Origin of the sequence: Gardnerella greenwoodii 00703Dmash, from assembly GCF_000263635.1 — a bacterium.
GTDB classification, from domain to species: Bacteria; Actinomycetota; Actinomycetes; order Actinomycetales; family Bifidobacteriaceae; genus Bifidobacterium; species Bifidobacterium greenwoodii.
In genome coordinates this window covers 153818-171778 of record NZ_ADEV01000007.1, presented here as the reverse complement: position 1 = coordinate 171778, position 17961 = coordinate 153818, and the positions used below count along the sequence as shown (strand labels likewise).

The following is a 17961-nucleotide window of genomic DNA, read 5'->3' as shown; positions in this document are numbered from 1 at the left end:
ATTGCTTTAACTCCATTCACTTTAATAATATTTTTGCTTTAATGCTTAAGCTACACTTAAACGATACTTAAGCGCGATTTAGTACAAGCCGCCAGCGGTTGCGATTTTAACAGGCTTAGATTCGTCTTCGCCTGCTTCTTTAGCAACATCCGTAGCGCCGTCAGCTGAACGAGTGCCAACGATTTCAACAGGTCCTTGCGGATACTTAACGCGCTTTTCGTTAATGCGGTCAGCAATGTAATCTGCAACCTTGTCCAAAGAAACGCGCTCCTGCTGCATTGTGTCGCGCTCGCGGATAGTAACAGCATGATCTTCCAAAGTATCGAAGTCAACTGTTACGCACAAAGGAGTACCGATTTCGTCCTCACGACGGTAGCGGCGGCCAATAGCGCCTGCTTCGTCATAATCAATAACCCAATCGTTCTGGCGAAGATCCGCAGCCAAATCTTGAGCAACAGACTGCAATTCCGGCTTCTTGCTCAAAGGCAAAACTGCAGCCTTAACAGGAGACAAGCGAGGATCAAGTCTAAGAACGGTACGCTTGTCAACGCCGCCCTTAGTGTTTGGAGCTTCATCAACGTCGTAAGCATCAACCAAGAATGCCATAAGCGAGCGCGTAAGACCAGCCGCAGGCTCAATAACGTAAGGCACATACTTTTCGCCAGTAGCCTGGTTAAAGTAGCTCAAATCCTCGCCGGAATGCTTAGCATGAGCAGACAAATCGTAGTCAGTACGGTTTGCAATACCCTCAAGCTCTCCCCAGTCAGAACCTTGGAAGCCGAATTTGTACTCAATATCGACAGTGCGCTTGGAATAGTGGCTGAGCTTCTCCTTAGGATGCTCGTACATGCGCAAGTTTTCTGGCTTCACACCCAAATCCACATACCAGCGAACGCGAGTATCAATCCAATACTGATGCCAGGCTTCGTCGGTTCCAGGCTCAACGAAGAACTCCATTTCCATCTGCTCGAACTCGCGAGTGCGGAAAATAAAGTTTCCAGGCGTAATTTCATTACGGAAAGACTTACCAATATTCGCAATGCCAAAAGGAGGCTTTTGACGAGTAGAAGTCATAACGTTCTTAAAATCAACGAAAATACCCTGAGCTGTTTCCGGACGCAAATAATGCAAGCTGTTTTCGTCTTCAACAGGTCCTAAATGAGTGCGAAGCATCATGTTGAAGTCGCGTGGCTCAGTCCAGTTTCCGCGAGTGCCGCAATCTGGGCAAGCAATGTCTTTTAAGCCATTTTCTGGCATTTTATCGCCATGCTTTTCGGCATAAGACTCTTCCAACTTATCTGCACGATGGCGCTTATGGCAGTTCAAGCACTCAATTAAAGGATCGTTAAACACGGAAACGTGACCGGAAGCAACCCACACTTGAGAAGGCAAAATAACGGAAGTATCCACGCCAACAACATCGCCGCGCGTGGTTACCATGTAGCGCCACCATTCGCGCTTGATATTATCCTTTAACGCAACGCCCAACGGACCATAATCCCACGCGGAGCGCGTGCCACCGTAAATTTCGCCAGCTGGGAACACAAAACCTCGACGCTTAGCCAAGGACACGACTTCATCAAGCTTTGAAACAGCCACAATACACCTTTTCGTAAAACTAGAAAATTCGGGTGAAAACGTTGCCATTATAGAAAAACCCTGTGACGCTTGTAGAATTATCAAAATAACATAAATATTACAATTTGTTTAATGTGGCGCGAGTTTAAAGGAATTACTATGAGCGAAAATAATAGCGAGAATACAAAAGACAATGCGAGCGACAATGCGAGCGAGCACAAAACTAACACGGTTGCTGCGTTGTGCATTGCTCCAAGCGGAGTTGGTGACGAGTTAAGCGAGTACGTGGCGGATGCTGTGAAAGTTATTCGCGATTCTGGATTAAAGAACGAAACTAACGCAATGTTCACAAACATTGAGGGCGAATTTGACGACGTTATGCGCGTTGTAAAAGACGCTACGATGGCACTAGTTAGCAAAGGATACCGCACTGGAGTAATCTTAAAGTTGGATATTCGCCCTGGCTTTAGCAATCAAATTGACGCAAAAGCTGCTCTTGTAGACAAAATTCTCGACGAACGCAAAAACAAAGAAGATTAAGCGCGTTTAAGTGCTTAAATATTCTCAAGCTTAGGCGTTTTTTACGCCGCCAAAACGTCGGTCGCGATGCGCATAACGGTCAATCGACCTCCACAGCGCTTCGCGGCCGTAATCCGGGAAGAGTTCCGGCACAAAATCAAGTTCCGCGTAGGATGCCTGCCAAGGCAAAAAGTTGCTAGTACGCTGCTCGCCGGAAGTGCGAATAACCAAATCACAATCTGGAATATCCGGATTATACAAGTGCTCAGCAATCATTTTTTCAGTAACACGATCGCCCTTAATTTTGCCATTTTGAATTTCTTTAGCAATTTGTGCACAAGCATCCGCAATTTCTGCTCGCCCACCGTAGTTTATGCAAAAAACAACGTCAATAGTTTTGTTGTTCTTGGTAATTTCCTGCGCTTTTTCCAACTCGTCAATAACAGACTTCCACAATCTAGGGCGCCTTCCTGCCCAACGAACGCGCACTCCCCACTCGTTCATTTGCGCAACTCTGCGGTGAATAATATCCCTAGAAAATCCCATTAAAAAGCGCACTTCTTGCGGCGAGCGCTTCCAATTTTCGGTAGAAAAAGTGTACAAACTTAAATAGCGCACTCCAGCTTCAATAGCGCCGGCAATAGTGTCAAAAACAACAGGCTCTGCGGCCTTGTGGCCTTCGGTTCGAATCATTCCGCGCTCTTTAGCCCAGCGACCATTGCCGTCCATAATCACGCCAACATGGCGAGGAACCTTGCCCTTAGGAAAATCTGGTATGCGAGAAGGGTCACTAAAAGGAGCCGCCGGAATATTAAGCGACGTATAATCCACGTTTTCAAAAGCCATACTTACGAATGTAACAACCCCATTGAACGAATAAAACACACATCTAAAACAGCGTATTTATAAAATACGCAATTAACTACATATTCATTTCTTCTCGCTTAGGGTTAAGGAACTTTGCCAAACCAAATGCTCTTAAAATTGCAGCTAAAATAATTGGCAAAATTGAAAGAGTTATAAATGTATACGCAAATTCTTCAAGATAGAAGTAAGAGATGCTTGAACCACTAATAATATCAAAAATAAGCATAATTATTACATAAGCAAAAGTAGAAATTAATACGCCAAGAATAGACCCGCCTATATTAGAACGTTTGCGAACAACAAACTGTCTTTGGAAAACCTCTAAAAGAATAATAAAAACCAATGTTGAAATTATGTAAAAAATAAAATACTTCATATTGTAATAATACTGAAGCCAAATGTAGTAAATAGTTCGAACAATAAACCAAACAATAGAAGGTACAATAACAAAATTATTTTTACGAGCAACTTGCGCAAAACCCAATACTACCGCAAGTGGAACTAATGGGTATGCAATATAAAAACAATCGATAATCAAACTATATTCATAGCCAAATCTTGGAGGTGGAGTAATCATAACAAGATATGTACTAATTGCAACAGCAATAGATAAAATAATTACTAAACCTATTTCTTTTTCGTTCCATTGTGAGCAAAAAGTATTAACAAGCTTTTCGTGCTCATTAAAACGATTATATAAGCTAGATTGAGCGTAACCTATAGGCGCACCGTATTGCGGCATACCAGGCCCACCGTACTGCGGACCACCATACTGGTTTACACCGTACTGGTTTACACCGTACTGAGACTGGGCGTAGCCTTGTGGATTTCCATTTTGCATCTGTGCGTAGCCTTGTGGGCTGCCATACTGCGGAGCACCATACTGTGAGCCATACTGCGGCTGAGCATACTGCTGCTGGGGCTGAGCATACTGTGGCTGGCCGTACTGAGTTTGAGAATACTGCGGCTGCTGATAGTAAGTTTGTTGCGACTGAGCATACTGCTGTTGAGCATACTGTGGCTGAGCATACTGTGGCTGCGCATACTGCTGCGGCTGCGTCGGCTGATATTGATCCTGCTGATACTGATTCTGCTGATACTGAGATTGATCATATTGCGGCTGATTGTACACATCAGATTGCTGATTTACATAAGATTGCGCGTTTTGAGAAGAATTTTCAGCATTATAAGAATTACTGTTCTCGCTATTAGTCTGATTATTCACAGCGTCAGAATTGTTATTAACGTCCATTTTGACTCTCTAGCTCTCGTAAAACAAACACTTAACGCTTATTCTACTACACAAATAAAAAGTATAGTTTATTTTACACATTAATTGCTTCGTCATTCATTCACGTGAATACTCGCACACTCTCCAAATTCGATATAACGCTCGCGCTATAAGCGCTCGCTTGCGAAACTCGCGTTGGAAGTCCACTGGACTTCCAACCTAAGCGAGTTTCCGCTCCGAGTTGCTTTCGCGCGCGCCGTGCTGCACTCAAGCAGGTCGTCGCGCACGTTTGGAGCGCAAAACAGCCATAAACGCTCCAAATGCGAGATAAGTTACCCACGTTTGGAGCGCAAAAATATTGAAAATACTAAAATCTAACGAAAAATTACAAGCTAACTAATCAGAAATTAGTCCCATTGAACGAATTGGGCGCTCAAGATAATACTCCGCCCAAAGTTTTGCGCAAGAAAGAGTAGAAGAATCGATTGGCACGCCGTCAATAGAATGCCAATCGCCTTGCAAAAGTGCGAATAGTTGAAGACGTGTTTCGTCAGAACAAATAATAGATTCGGGCGTATGATCGCCAGAACACATAACGCCACCGGCAGAAGGAGAAAAGTAGCACAAATTTTCTTCTTTTCCGCAAACAACGCAAGTTTTTAAACGAGGAGACCAACCAGCCAAAGACATTGCGCGCAAAAGGTATGAAATTCCAATAGCATTCGGCGCATGCTTTCTGTTAGATAGCGACGACAAAGCAGCAGTAAGTAGACGATACTGCCCGGAAGTATCTTGATATTCACGCATATACTCATCCGTATACTCGTTGGAAACTAGAGCATCTGCAACTTCCAACATAACGCTTGCATACTCATAGGAAGTATAATCGGCACAAATCGGGCCAGCGTAGGCAGATATAGAAACAGCCTGAGATACAACATCCAAAGACTTTCCTTGCGCCAAAAGCACATCTACACGCATAAGAGGTTCAAGTCGGCCACCAAAGCGCGATTTAAGACGACGAACTCCTTTTGCAACAGCACGAACTTTTCCATGCTGCTTTGTGAGCAAAACTACAATCCTATCTGCTTCACCCAAAGGAAAAGCACGAAGCACAACGGCTTCATCGCGATACAACGGCATAAATCAAACTGCCAGTCTAAAATTATTGCAAATCTTAGCAAATAAAAGCGTTTACGCTAAGCCGTCGCTAGTATCGTCATTAGTATCGTCATTATCTGAATCATTATTGAAAGAAGTTGATTCATCAATATGACCGATTATTGGGAATGAAAGATCCGGAATATCCAAACTCAATGGCTTGCTAGGCTCTAAATGCGTAACTGGGATTTGCATAGAATCAGATGCACGCTTTGCAGGAGCTGCAGGCGGGAAAGATGGTATAGAAGACGCAGGTGCAGGTGCAGGTGCAGATTCATCAGCTTCGTGCGTACGATGCGAAACCGGAGGGAAAGCAGGAGGCACGCTCGGCGGCATAGAAGTATTCGCAGCAGGCTTTGCAGCTGGTTTCACTGCTGGCGGCAACGTTGGAGGCAAAGTATTAGAAGCAGAGGAATTGTGCATTACTGTGGCACTTTGCAAAAGCTCATCGTTACTATCTTCATCTTCAAGATTTGCAGACTTGCTTTCTGCAGAATGAGCCGTAAAGATTGCGCGCTCAGACTTATTTAGCGCTTCAAACGAATCACTAGAAGGTTGATTATTGTAATCAACCGGAGCAAAAATGCTTTGCTTTTCGTGATCAGGAACATTAGGAACCAATTGAGAGCGAGTAATCTTTGGCAAAACATTTGAAGCTTCGCCCTTTTCTGCAGAAGAAGCTACAGAAGAAGCTACAGAAGATGCACTAGACACCTTTGCTGCAGGAGCAAAAGATGGAGCGTCAGAAGCGGCAGAAGCAGCCGCAGAAGAAGCAGCCGCAACGGACGCGCGCTTATCTTCAGCAGCAGACGCAGCAGCAATAGCCTCAACAAGAGTATGTCCTGAATAATCAGAATCAACGTACTTGTCTAAACGCTTAAGAGATTCCAAGCTACTTAACAAACGCACGCAAGCATTCAAGTAGTAATCAACCTGACGCTCATCATAACCATGTTTGCCAGTTTTTTGAGTGAAAATAACATTAGAAACATATGTGGAGTTAATGTCGTTCAAAGTATTTTCGTCGGTTTCCCACTCAAGCTCGTGACCAAGCATAAGCGCAATCTTATCTAAAGCTTGATCAACCATAATATCTACTTGCTTACGAGCATAAGATGGTCGACGAGAAGCACCGTTATCAAAACGTTCACGATAATCACGCTGAGCATGCTTCAAAAGCTTACGATACAACTCTTCGGCACGAGCTTTCCAAGCTACCCTACCGCACTCGGAAATCTCCTGCTCTGTGCATTTGTCAACAACTGCGCGCTCTAAGCGAGACAGTGCAGCATCAACCTGCCCAATAACATAACCATTGCGCTCTAAATCAAAAGAAACTTCTTGAATGTCTTGCTGAGTAAGTCGAGCCTCATCGCTTTCATACAAAGTGTGCGCACGCTCCAGAAAAGCATCTACCTGTGCGACGTTATATCCTAACTTACGCTTACCCACACGCTCCATTCCTGAAGCATTACGAGCGGTATCAGGTTTATGAGTCATCTACTATCGACCTCCTGAGCACATGTTTCCATTGAGTATACTCTACGCGATTGTTGAGACGCGCGCCACACGTTGCATTCGTACATACCTTCATGTATGTTTTTACTTTGTTGCAAACGGGCGATTAGCTCAGCTGGCTAGAGCGCCACCTTTACACGGTGGATGTCGGGGGTTCGAGTCCCTCATCGCCCACTTTCTGTTCGATTTGATTCTATTATTTAGATTTTTTTATTTAGATTCTCTTATTTTGTATTTATTTTGTATTTACATCTTTTGCGCTACAGCTTGGCAATTTATCTGCGCCACGGCCAGAACCTATAGATTTCAACGCTTTATAAGCTTCATCAATCGTACTAACTCGAACAACTCGCAAGCCTTGTGGAACATGACCAACTACTTCGTCGCAATTATCTTTGGGAGCTAAAAACCAGGTAGCACCATCTCGCTTAGCCGCAATCATTTTTAGACGAATACCGCCAATAGCTCCAATTTTCTTCGATTTTTCAATAGTTCCAGTGCCGGCTATAATTTTACCGCCAGTTTCGCTTTCAGGCGTAAGCTTATCTAAAATTCCAAGCGTATACATCATTCCTGCAGAAGGACCACCAACATCTTCAATATGCAAACGCAACTTCACACCCTTAGTATTAATTCCAAGATGCTTAGAGGCGTATTGTAAAGCAACGTTTTGCGCAACATCCTGCGAATTGTCCATTTCGTGTTCGGATTCTTTATCGTAATCATCTGCATTCTGGCCAACAGGAACAATTGCTTCGCGAGGAATTATCTCTTTTTGAGGATTCAGCCACGAAATAAGCGCGTAAAATGTTGAAACTTCATACCCTGGAACTCCAGAAGTATTAACAGTGAGCATTAATAATTTTCCGCTATCTTTATGCTTTGCATGATTTGAAAGTATTTGAATTACAGGAAGCTTTGAATTTCCAGAAACACCAAGCACATCCTGAGTAGGCCCCGGCTCTTCTACAACATACGCACTTGGTAGCATCAGCGCAATTAACGCAACTACTACGGCGAAAAATCCCGCAAAATAGCGCAAAGAATGTGAATCAATATACAAAATTAACTGCTTCGCAAATGTTAGCAATCTACCTGATAACCTACTAAATATGCGCAAACGTTTAGAAAAGCCAAGCATGTTTGTATCATTACACAAGCCCTATATAGATTAATTTAATTTTGTATTTGACTTATAATGCAAATAAAGCAAAATATAATGCATAAAACGTAATATATAAAACATATTTGCTTGAAACCGCAGCAAAAGGATGAACTCATGAACGATGATGCAATTCACCAGTGGCTTATTGAATGCTTTGGGCCAATACAAGGCGAAGAAGCATGGAAACAACTTGAACAACTTCCTTTTGAGTTGCGCGAACAACTCTTAAATCAGAATCCAGATAAGCTTCCTAAACCGGACGAAGTTCGTAGCATGATGCAAGCTTTCAGCGCGGGAGGACTAAATAATCCTAATGAAATGGAAGCAACACTTGAAGAAGGGCCAATTAACCAAAAACTTGCGCAATCAATTGCATTACAACGAGCAACCGGAGATCAAGGCAACGTAAATGCAGAAGTTGCTGACTCAGCTAGGCGTGCGCTAAGCCAAGCAAATTTGTGGCTAGATATTACGTGCAATTTCAACCCTGCTCCAGGAACACCAGCGGTACTTTCAAGAGCAGATTGGGTTGAAGGAACACTCGGATCATGGGTAAAATTCGCAAATCCTGTTGCAAAATCCGTGAACGAAGCGCTTACTTCTGTTATTGAGGAGAGATTGCGCGATGTGGACGATGCTGAAGTAAAAGGACTTTTTGCAGGAGTTGTGCCAATTCCGCTGCCTGAAGGAATGAATAATCCGTCGCAACTAATGAAACTACTCGGAAACACTTCCTTTGCTATGCAATTAGGTCAAGCTGCAGGCGCACTTTCGCACGAAGTACACGGAAGTTTTGATCAAGGACTTGCGTTATTGCAAAATCCTGCTGGAGGCTTAATTCCATACAACTGCATTGAATACGCAAAAGTGTGGGAGTTAGATATTACAGAAGTCATGAATTATTTGGCTTTGCGAGAAGCAGCTCACGCAAGACTATTCGCATCCGTGCCATGGCTTATGCCGCGATTTGAGTCGCTGATTATTAAGTACGCAAACGGAATAAACATTGATTTAGAGGCGATGGAAGAACAACTTCGCGACGTGGAAACTATGAATCCGGAAGCAATTTCGGGTGCTGTAAATTTGCAGAATATTGGTAGCAACGATTCTGAGGAGCAGCGTCAAGCATTGCACAGTTTAGAAACACTGCTTGCGCTTGTTGAAGGATGGGTTGATTGCGTTACTTGGCAGGCTGGAATGGCTCATATTGTGCATATTGAACAGTTGCGCGAAATGATGCGTCGCGAGCGCGCTGCAGGAGGCCCGGCAGAAGTGACTTTCGAATCGCTTTTGGGATTGAAACTTAGACCTCGCCGAATGAGAGAAGCAACTAAATTGTGGGAAAAGATTACGCAAGAGCGCGGAATTGATAAGCGAGATAGTTTGTGGAGTCACCCGGATTTGCTACCAACTTTGCAGGAAACTAGCGAAAACGCGAAGGAAGATGGTAGCGAATCTAATCATGAAAATAGTAGCAAAAGCGTGGATGCAAATAGCAGCGAAGTCTTAGATACTAGCTTAGGTACTAGCAGTAGCGAAAATTGGGATGCTGACTTTAGCAAGCTACTTGAGGAAGAAGAGCGCAAAAAGAAGCACGACGACGAAAACTAATCAACCGTGAGTAGTTTATGTCGCCTACGCGCGCAAATCCGACCAAAACAGCGCACGCGTGAGTAGTTTATGTCGCAAGATCAAGCCAAGAAGCGGCTAGGAGCGCGATTCATTCCCGCACTTCCCTCTTTTCGGCAAGCGTAAGACAGGTGAAGCGTTTTTTCAGCACGAGTCACAGCAACATACATAAGTCTGCGCTCCTCTTCTATATCTTCATCTGTAGAAGCCGAACCGAATGGTATTAAGCCTTCCGAGCAACCAACCACATAAACGTGCGCAAACTCCAAACCCTTAACTGCGTGAATAGTAGAAACCGTAACTGTTGAAATATCAAGCGTTTTAGAAGCATCACCCGCATCTAAAGAAGCCGGGGTTTGCACATCTTCCAGAACATTTCGCTGCCAGCCAACGTCTCTTCTCACTCGATACGGCATTTTGGCAAATTTCAAAGCTTTGCAAATAACCTGCTGCTGAGCGTTAGTGCGCGTTAGTATTGCGCAATCTCCAGGATTAGCAACGCCGCTTTTTACAAGCTTTGCAATTTGATTGACCACACCTAAAGCTTCATCAACATCAGTCGCAAAAACCTGCTGCGAAACACGAGTACCGCCTTTAGTAAGAGACTTAACTTTTACGTAGTCACGTTTATACGGCGAAGAAGCAAGCACGCGATTAGCAATACCAACTATGCGCTCTGTGGAGCGGTAATCCGTATTCAAACTAATATCGGCGCTTATTGGAGCAAATTCTTGCGGAAAAGCTAACAAATCGTAGCTACTTGCGCCGGCAAACGAGTAGATAGTTTGTGCAGGGTCGCCCACTACGCAAATATCGCGATTCTGCCCCATCCACAATCGCAACAATTCGTGCTGTAAAGGAGACACATCCTGATATTCGTCAACTGTGATCCATCCGATTGATTGCCTAATACGGTTTGCAGCTTCCGGAAAATTTCTCAAAATATGACATGCAAGCAAAAGAATATCGTTAAAATCAATACAATTATGCGAATTTTTTTCGGTTTCGTAAGCTTCGTAAACGTCGACGAATTGCTGTGGCTCTAATCCTGCAGGAGGCAGACGATGAGTTGCAGCACAAGCGCGAATATAATCATCCGGCGCAATAAGCGAAACTTTAGACCAGTTGATTTCCGCCAAAATATCTCGAGCTTGCAGCAAAGTTAAGCCATCAAAATCCGGATAACGCTTAAGAGCTGCAGATATTATTTGCTTAGGATCTTCCATAATAGACGGAAAAGGCGCTGAACAAACTTCGCTCCACACGCTACGAATCTGCTGCAATGCAGCCGAGTGAAAAGTTGCAACACAGCCAATATTTTTAACGCCAAGAGCCTCAATTCTAGAACGCATTTCCGCAGCAGCTTTTACCGAAAATGTAACCGCAAGCACACGCTCAGGATCCCACTTACCACTAGCGCAAGCATACGCAATTCGACGCGTAATAGTGCGCGTCTTACCTGCTCCAGCGCAAGCAATAATGCGCACCGGGCCTTCTACTGCCGTGGCAGCTGCACGTTGCGAATCATCCAAACCATCTAAAAGCGCTTCTGGAGAAGTTACTTGCGAAGAATTCATACCTACTATTGTGGCAGCAATAACGACGCTTGTGCAAGCTGAATAAAAACATGTGTATAACTTACGAAAAATTGGTAAAATCTCGGTGCTTTGTATTACTGTGGGAGTGTGACACAACTCAGTAGATTCAAGTTGGCAGCACTGGCATCTGCAGCCATGCCCGAAGTACAGTTTGCAGGAACGCGCCAAAGTGAGCAAGTTAATGCCACTGATACCGCGGCTGGAATTTCTCACGCCGTTGTGCAAGATATTTCAGGTAAGCTTTATGACGTTTTTATTAGCGCAGACAACAAGGGTCGCAAGCGTTTGCGCGACCGAGCTCGTGCAGCATGGACGCTTGAGCACAGCAAAGATTTAGCAGCTTTGGGATTTGCGTACGACACTATGCTTACGTTTATTCCAGGAAAACGCGAAGGCGAAGAAAACAATACTGCAGCCACGAATGCTAAAAATGCTGCAAATAGCGCAAATAGCGCGAATCTTAAGCAGCCTATGCGAAACATGTCTAGCATTATTTCCGACGAAAATGACGATGACACTGTGCTTATTTGCGAGCATCTTGAAGGAAGTGCGCGCGACTTGCGTCTTCTTACAACGGATGATTGCGCAAATGTTGGAACTGCAATCGGCGCAATACACCGACTTCGCCCTAGCTTCGTAACTCGCGGAAAATATTCTGCTTTTACTACTGGCCAAATTCGTGCGCAATTAACAGGCTGGATTAAAAGGCTTCGTCAAGCAGGTCACATTCCAACAGAAATTACGGACAGCTGGTCCAGAGTGTTGGAAACTGAAGGATTGTGGTCTTTTGAAACATGCCCAGTACACGGCGGTTTTGTTGACGGAGATATTCTGTTTTCAGGATCTACTATTACTGCCGTAACGAATTGGCAGGGCATGCAAATTAACGATCCTGCTCGAGACTTGGCTTGGATTTTTGCAAAACTCAACGAACAGCGCCGAAACGCAGTGCTTTCTGCATACGGCAGAATGATGGGTTCTAGGCTTGACAGTTTGATTATGCTTCGCGCAAACTTGTGGCTGCAAATGGAGCAAGTTGGAGATTTTATTCAGGCTTTGCAGCGTGCAGACACCACAAGTATTATGCGTTTTAAGGCACAGGTTGAACGTTTAGCGCACGAGCTTAGCCGTATTAGCAACGCTCAAGCAGCTAAAACTCACTCTGCTGGAAGCCCGGCTTCTACTATTACAGTTGGCACGCTTCTTGAAAACGACAACACAAAAAGTCGCCAAATTTTGCAAAATAATTCTTCTGCAAATGCTTCAAATGCTGATTCCGCAAATTCCGCAAATGGAGACGAAACCAACGAGCGCGATATTACGGTTGAAGGAAACGTTTCTAAAGATAGCGATCAGAACACAAAAGTCGCGCGCGAAACTGCAGAAAACGACGATACTCACGAGCGCACAGTTCAGTACGCTGTAACTAATTCTTCTAGCAACGAGGAAGCTGAAAAGGCTGCGTATATTGCAGACGATACGGCAACTCAAGTAATTACGCATGTTGAAGCTAAGTCTTCAAATAAGAATGATGACGTTGCAGATGATGACGTTGCGGAAGCTGAAGCTGAAGTTGCGGAAGCCGAGCCAGAAGCAGAAGCCGAAGTAGCAGAAGCTGAAGTAGCAGAAGCTGAAGTAGCAGAAACTGAGCCAGAGGAAGTTGCTGAGCCAGATGCTAACGCTGAAGCAAAGGCAGACGCTGAAGCAGAGGCAAATGCTGAAGAAACTTCCGCTAAGGAAGAAGATGATAAGCCGGAAACGGTTATTATTCCTCTTCACGAGCGCGAAGAGCGAGCAAAGCGCGACGCTGAAGAAGACATTAATTTATAGTACTTATAGGAGGACAGTATGCGAGTAGTGCTGGGAGTAAAGAACGTTTCCGATTCAATCGATTTTGAAACAAACCAGAGCGCAGATGAGGTACGCGCAATTATTAGCGACGCAAAAGATATGCTTGAGTTTACGGACGTAAACGGTCGCACGATTATGGTGTCTGCGTCGTCGTTGTCTTACGCACTAATTGGCGACACTCCAAAGCATTCAGTAGGCTTCGGCGCCCTCAATTAATATAACAAACTCTAGCCAAACCTTATGAAGCTTTGCAGTATTGCTCTGCAGAAGCTAATTACTTATTGCTTAGCGAACACTAGCATCCGTGCTACCGCGTATACTACTCCGGATGTATCTATAACGCACATAACACAGCATTTTGAGCGGCTTTAGTTGCACTTAGCAAACCACGCACTTTGCGTAACTTTCTGCACGAGTCTATGAGTTTTGTGTTGTTGATTAGTGTGTTGAGAGGCTGGAAAAATTGTGTTCAGTGCTAAAAGAGGACTGAGAAGCTACATTCTTTAAATATAGGCGAACACACTAAACTCTTTTAGCAGCCAGGCGCCCGAAGGACGGGACGCACGCAAACACAAATTTTCTAGCCTCGTCAAAAGCAAAGAACAAAATCAGTTACAAAACTCATAGACGAAAGCCAAGAATAACGAAAATAAATAGTTTTAGAGTGTATAGCCGCGAGAAAATATTTCGGACACTACTTCGCGGCTTGTTGTTTCTTCGCCCAAACGGTTTGGCTTGCCGGAACCATGCCAATCCGACCCGCCTGTTACAAGCAAATCGCACTTTTGCGCCAAATCAAGCAAACGCTGGCGCTGATCTTTAGAATTTCCGCGATGATATACTTCCAAACCGTCAAGACCGGCAGCAGCAAACGATGTAATCTGATCGTCTGAAAGAAGCACACGATTACGCGCAGGATCAGCAGGATGCGCAATCACAACAACTCCCCCAGCATCTTTAACAGCCTCAATAACCTCACGAACATTCGGCGAAGGCGTTGGAATATAGTACTTGCTTTGCGGAGAAACAGGGCCTGCAAAAGCCTCGGAGCGCGTGCGAAAAACGCCGGCTTTAACTAAAGCATCCGCAATATGCGGTCTGCCGATTGTTGTTAAATCACCGAGCTTAGCTTGAGCTAAAACATCATCCCAAGTAATCGGAAAATCGTTAGAAATTTGCTCAACCATGTGCTTTGTGCGCTCGAAACGATACTTACGAGTACGCTCAAACATGCTTACAATCTGCTCGTTTTTAGGATTGTACTGGTATGCGAGCATGTGCACATAAACTCCAGCATCTTGAGCAGTAATTTCCGAACCAAACAGCACGGGCATATTTGAAACCTTAGCAGCAGCGCGAAAATCATCCCATCCTGCTGTAGTGTCGTGATCTGTAATAGCAACTCCATGCAAACCAGCGAGCTTAGCTTGCATAATCAAATCTTCTGGAATGGCAGTGCCGTCAGAATAAACGGTGTGACAGTGCAAATCCCAGCGTTCGCTCGCGATACGTGTAAGATGCGTGCTACTAGCATTCGCATAATCAAATGCGTCGCGTTTTTCGTTGCTATTTTCGGTCATATAATCATCGTAAACTGTGCTATGTAAAGAGAAATAAATACGCACTCATAATCATTCGCTATTATTTGCTATTATTCCCATTGTTAGTAGTTTGTTATCGGTAAATTTTAGGAGCGGAAATGGAGCAGACCAGCAAAGCGCAAGAAAAATACGAAACAACACTGCGCGGATGGAGACACTCCTCTTTGTGGACTTACGGCGTAATGCTGTTCTTTTCTGCAGTGGCGCTTATAACATCGCTTATTCTTTCCGCAGAAACGCTTGCTTTGGCGCGCGCACCTAAAAAACTGCTCAGCTGCGATTTTAACAGCGTTGTGTCCTGCTCTAGAGTTGCACAAACTTGGCAGGCAGAAATGGTGAAATTTGGCGAATTAAGCTTCCCAAACGCATTCTTTGGAATTGCTGCAGAAAGCGTGTTCGTAACACTTGCTGTTATTGGTATGATTCGCGTTTGCGTGCCACGCTGGTTCGCAATCTGCACTTGGATTGGCGGATTATGCGCGCTCGCCTACGCTTACTGGCTGTTTTCGCAATCAATGTTTGTGATTCACGCTCTATGCCCGTGGTGCATTGTTCTTATGCTTTCCACAACCTTGCAATTTATGTCGTTGACGCACGCAAGCGTAAGCTCACAAAAGCTACTTGTTAAGCGTTTTACATGGGTTGAAAGCTACTATCGTTTAAGATACGACCTACTAGTTGACGTTCTGTGGATTGCGGCGTTAGTTACGCTGATTTTAAGCCAGTATGCGAAAGTAATTTTTAGCTAAGTTTAAAGTAAAAAGCTACGATTGAATATAAGACTACTTACATAAGCTTTTTGCAAGTTGCTGCATGCGCTCGCTTGTGTTGGAATTAGTAAGCGTAATTGAGCCTTCTTGAGATTCGCTTGCAAGCTCGCCTAGATCTTCCAGAATTTTTCGAAGATGGTTAATCGTGCCTTCGTTGCCGTCAACAATATTCGTGCGCGCAGGCAAAAATTCGCGGAAATAATCGCGATAAAACACAAAATGCGTGCAGCCAAGCACAACCGAATCAATACTGTCTAAATCATACTCGTCGAAATACTTGTGAAGAGCTGCAAAAACTATATTGCGATTATTAAGATTCCCATCTTCAACAATGCGCACTAAATCGGGGCAAGCTTGAGAAAAAATCGTATGATTTTTAGAAAAACGCTGCAATAAATCCGCAAACTTGTGTTCACGCAAAGTAAGCTCAGTTGCGGCCACAATTACGCGCTGAGACTTGCCTTTGCATAAGTCGCAAGCTAATTTAAGCGCCGGCTCCATACCTATGATAGGTATGCTGTAGTTCGCGCGCAAATCGTTTACTGCTGCGGAAGTGGCGGTATTACAGGCAATTACGATGGCTTTTACATTTAGACTAACAAATCGCTCAACAATTGCGAAGCTTAGCTTTTTAACTTCCTCGGGAGTTTTAATGCCGTATGGAGCGTTAGCAGAGTCGCCAAAATAGATGATTCGCTCGTGCGGAAGAGCAGCATGCAACTGACGAGCTACGGAAATTCCCCCAAGCCCCGAATCAAAAACGCCAATTGCTGCCGACGATGCCATAAACTACCTCCTAAAAACGCTTACTATGGTAATGGCGAGCCTCAACATACTACTCGACATACCGCACGCTGCCGTCACGAATTAGCGCAACTTCGTCAGCAATCTCCTGCACAACTCCCAAATCGTGCGTAATAAACAAGCACGCGTAATTGTACTTTTGTTGTAAATCACGCAACAAATTCAACACACGCCTCTGCACTGTAACGTCCAACGCGGAAGTCGGCTCATCCGCAATAAGCAGAGAAGGCTGCAAAATAAGCGCGCGAGCAATACCTACGCGCTGTCGTTGACCTCCGGAAAGCTCGTGCGGAAAACGCTTTGCAAGATCGGTCGGCACTTGCACTTGTTCCAGCATCTTCTTCACGCGCTCCTCACGCTCACTAGCATCAAGTTGCGTGTGCAAAAGCAGCGGTTCTGCAATACTCCAGCCAATGGTTTTACGCGGATTTAGTGCGGAACCTGAATCTTGAAAAACGTATCCAATTTGCGATAATGCTTGGCGGCGAGCTTTACTGTTTAATCTGTTTAAGTTTTCTCCATTAAGTAGCACTAATCCTGAATTTGGTTTGATTTGCCCAGAAATAAGCTTTGCAATAGTGGTTTTTCCAGCTCCAGACTCCCCGACTAAAGCTAGTGTAGAGCCAGAGTTAATGCGCAAGTTTGCGTTAGCGAGAGCAAGCTTATTTGAATCTTTGCTAAAACGAGCATGCGAATACTTCACACTTACGCCTTGAACTTCAACTACTGGAGATTTAGATCCTGGAGATTCAGAAATATTCTTATCAATATTCTTAGCAATATTCTTAGCAATCGCTTTTGCTGCTTCTTCCATACTTTCGTAAGAATCACCACTTGAAGCATATTGCATATCGAATTTCGGAACCGATTCCAGCAAAGTGCGCGTATATTCATGCTGAGGATTCGCAAAAATATGCTGAACTTCGCCAGATTCCACAATATTCCCGCCTTGCATTACATACATTTCATCCGCGAGCGCGCGCACAACACTCATATCGTGCGTAATAATCAGCACAGCAAGATGTAATTTCTCCGACAAATTACGTATAAGACGTAAAATATCTCGTTGCGTGGTGATGTCGAGTGCTGTTGTAGGCTCGTCTGCAATCAAAACTTGCGGACGATTTATTAACGCCATCGCAATCATCGCACGCTGAAGTTGACCTCCAGAAAGCTCATGCGCGTACGAACGATACACGCGCTCAGCATCACTCAACTCAACCTCGAGAAGCTGCGAAATCACACGCTTCTTACGCTCTCTTTGGCTAAGCTTTCCTGCTTTTTCAGGATGATATATTAGCGCTTCTTCTATTTGCTTGCCAATTGTTTTCACAGGATTAAATGCACTGGACGGCTCCTGAAAAATCATGCCAATCATTCCACCGCGAATCCGCTCGTAAGGCGCATTTTCGCTTAGTAAATCTATGGCAGATTCGTTGGCATAAGTAGCGTTAAGAAGCGCTCTTCCTTCAACTTTGGCAGAATCTGAAAGCAAACCCATAAGAGCCAGAGCAGTAAGCGACTTTCCGGAGCCGGACTCACCCACTAAAGCCGAAACTTCGCCCGCACTCATGCGCAACGATATATCTCGCGTAATTTGACGACCGCCAATCGAAATCGACATGCCATCGACACTTATAACAACTTTTTCTTTCAGATCAGTCACAAC

The 17961-nt window shown here is 44.4% G+C and carries 15 protein-coding genes and 1 tRNA gene; 6 read left to right on the top strand and 10 right to left on the bottom strand.

The genetic code is table 11. The features are described from left to right. Positions 1-78: 78 nt before the first annotated feature. Positions 79-1599, bottom strand: a complete 1521-nt coding sequence (locus NG78_RS02845) for a glycine--tRNA ligase (RefSeq protein ID WP_004134560.1) — start codon at positions 1597-1599, stop codon at positions 79-81. A gap of 138 nt (positions 1600-1737) precedes the next feature. Here NG78_RS02845 and NG78_RS02850 point away from each other — a divergent pair, with 138 nt between their 5' ends. Next, positions 1738-2118, top strand: coding sequence for an MTH1187 family thiamine-binding protein (locus NG78_RS02850; protein ID WP_004134559.1), 381 nt, complete (start codon positions 1738-1740; stop codon positions 2116-2118). Positions 2119-2148: 30 nt separating this feature from the next. On the opposite strand, the gene NG78_RS02855 is transcribed toward NG78_RS02850, so the two are convergent. From NG78_RS02855 to NG78_RS02865, 4 genes are all read right to left on the bottom strand, one after another. Beyond that, positions 2149-2943 (bottom strand): isoprenyl transferase, encoded by a 795-nt coding sequence (locus NG78_RS02855; protein WP_004134558.1) that lies wholly within the window; start codon positions 2941-2943, stop codon positions 2149-2151. A gap of 76 nt (positions 2944-3019) precedes the next feature. Further along, a complete protein-coding gene (locus NG78_RS05925; RefSeq protein WP_050543418.1) occupies positions 3020-4216 on the bottom strand; it encodes a hypothetical protein in 1197 nt (398 codons plus the stop codon). Between the two features lie 375 nt (positions 4217-4591). Next, positions 4592-5338 carry a DNA repair protein RecO gene (gene recO, locus NG78_RS02860; protein WP_004134556.1) on the bottom strand — a complete coding sequence of 249 codons (747 nt, stop codon included), beginning with the start codon at positions 5336-5338 and terminating at the stop codon, positions 4592-4594. A 51-nt stretch (positions 5339-5389) separates the two neighbouring features. Next, positions 5390-6856 (bottom strand): DivIVA domain-containing protein, encoded by a 1467-nt coding sequence (locus NG78_RS02865; RefSeq protein ID WP_004134555.1) that lies wholly within the window; start codon positions 6854-6856, stop codon positions 5390-5392. Positions 6857-6974: 118 nt separating this feature from the next. On the opposite strand from NG78_RS02865, the gene NG78_RS02870 reads away from it, so the two are divergent. Further along, positions 6975-7048 (top strand) — tRNA-Val (locus NG78_RS02870). Positions 7049-7109: 61 nt separating this feature from the next. Here the strand turns inward: NG78_RS02870 and NG78_RS02875 are convergent. Further along, positions 7110-8015: a YlbL family protein gene (locus NG78_RS02875; protein WP_004134554.1), complete on the bottom strand. Its 906-nt coding sequence runs from the start codon at positions 8013-8015 to the stop codon at positions 7110-7112. Positions 8016-8153: 138 nt separating this feature from the next. On the opposite strand from NG78_RS02875, the gene NG78_RS02880 reads away from it, so the two are divergent. After that, positions 8154-9650 carry a zinc-dependent metalloprotease gene (locus NG78_RS02880; protein WP_004134553.1) on the top strand — a complete coding sequence of 499 codons (1497 nt, stop codon included), beginning with the start codon at positions 8154-8156 and terminating at the stop codon, positions 9648-9650. Positions 9651-9730: 80 nt separating this feature from the next. On the opposite strand, the gene NG78_RS02885 is transcribed toward NG78_RS02880, so the two are convergent. Continuing rightward, positions 9731-11245, bottom strand: coding sequence for an ATP-dependent helicase (locus NG78_RS02885; protein WP_004134551.1), 1515 nt, complete (start codon positions 11243-11245; stop codon positions 9731-9733). A 156-nt stretch (positions 11246-11401) separates the two neighbouring features. Here NG78_RS02885 and NG78_RS02890 point away from each other — a divergent pair, with 156 nt between their 5' ends. Beyond that, a complete protein-coding gene (locus tag NG78_RS02890; RefSeq protein ID WP_004134549.1) occupies positions 11402-13096 on the top strand; it encodes a phosphotransferase in 1695 nt (564 codons plus the stop codon). A gap of 18 nt (positions 13097-13114) precedes the next feature. After that, positions 13115-13333 carry a DUF3107 domain-containing protein gene (locus tag NG78_RS02895; RefSeq protein ID WP_004134547.1) on the top strand — a complete coding sequence of 73 codons (219 nt, stop codon included), beginning with the start codon at positions 13115-13117 and terminating at the stop codon, positions 13331-13333. Between the two features lie 443 nt (positions 13334-13776). Here NG78_RS02895 and NG78_RS02900 read toward each other — a convergent pair whose 3' ends face one another. Continuing rightward, positions 13777-14697: a PHP domain-containing protein gene (locus tag NG78_RS02900; protein WP_004134545.1), complete on the bottom strand. Its 921-nt coding sequence runs from the start codon at positions 14695-14697 to the stop codon at positions 13777-13779. Between the two features lie 119 nt (positions 14698-14816). Here NG78_RS02900 and NG78_RS02905 point away from each other — a divergent pair, with 119 nt between their 5' ends. Further along, positions 14817-15467, top strand: coding sequence for a vitamin K epoxide reductase family protein (locus NG78_RS02905; RefSeq protein ID WP_004134543.1), 651 nt, complete (start codon positions 14817-14819; stop codon positions 15465-15467). A 33-nt stretch (positions 15468-15500) separates the two neighbouring features. Here the strand turns inward: NG78_RS02905 and murI are convergent, their stop codons facing one another. Both murI and nikE read right to left on the bottom strand, forming a co-directional pair. Beyond that, the gene (murI, locus tag NG78_RS02910; RefSeq protein ID WP_004134541.1) at positions 15501-16274 is read right to left on the bottom strand and encodes a glutamate racemase; all 774 of its coding nucleotides are present in this window, start codon (positions 16272-16274) and stop codon (positions 15501-15503) included. 49 nt (positions 16275-16323) lie between these two features. Next, positions 16324-17958, bottom strand: a complete 1635-nt coding sequence (gene nikE / locus NG78_RS02915; RefSeq protein ID WP_004134539.1) for a nickel ABC transporter ATP-binding protein NikE — start codon at positions 17956-17958, stop codon at positions 16324-16326. Positions 17959-17961: the final 3 nt, after the last annotated feature.

Coding starts and splice junctions, on each gene's coding strand:
- NG78_RS02850 (WP_004134559.1), top strand. CDS start 1,738: ATGAGCGAAAATAATAGCGAGAATACAAAAGACAATGCGAGCGACAAT.
- NG78_RS02855 (WP_004134558.1), bottom strand. CDS start 2,943: ATGGCTTTTGAAAACGTGGATTATACGTCGCTTAATATTCCGGCGGCT.
- NG78_RS05925 (WP_050543418.1), bottom strand. CDS start 4,216: ATGGACGTTAATAACAATTCTGACGCTGTGAATAATCAGACTAATAGC.
- recO (WP_004134556.1), bottom strand. CDS start 5,338: ATGCCGTTGTATCGCGATGAAGCCGTTGTGCTTCGTGCTTTTCCTTTG.
- NG78_RS02865 (WP_004134555.1), bottom strand. CDS start 6,856: ATGACTCATAAACCTGATACCGCTCGTAATGCTTCAGGAATGGAGCGT.
- NG78_RS02875 (WP_004134554.1), bottom strand. CDS start 8,015: ATGCTTGGCTTTTCTAAACGTTTGCGCATATTTAGTAGGTTATCAGGT.
- NG78_RS02880 (WP_004134553.1), top strand. CDS start 8,154: ATGAACGATGATGCAATTCACCAGTGGCTTATTGAATGCTTTGGGCCA.
- NG78_RS02885 (WP_004134551.1), bottom strand. CDS start 11,245: ATGAATTCTTCGCAAGTAACTTCTCCAGAAGCGCTTTTAGATGGTTTG.
- NG78_RS02890 (WP_004134549.1), top strand. CDS start 11,402: ATGCCCGAAGTACAGTTTGCAGGAACGCGCCAAAGTGAGCAAGTTAAT.
- NG78_RS02895 (WP_004134547.1), top strand. CDS start 13,115: ATGCGAGTAGTGCTGGGAGTAAAGAACGTTTCCGATTCAATCGATTTT.
- NG78_RS02900 (WP_004134545.1), bottom strand. CDS start 14,697: ATGACCGAAAATAGCAACGAAAAACGCGACGCATTTGATTATGCGAAT.
- NG78_RS02905 (WP_004134543.1), top strand. CDS start 14,817: ATGGAGCAGACCAGCAAAGCGCAAGAAAAATACGAAACAACACTGCGC.
- murI (WP_004134541.1), bottom strand. CDS start 16,274: ATGGCATCGTCGGCAGCAATTGGCGTTTTTGATTCGGGGCTTGGGGGA.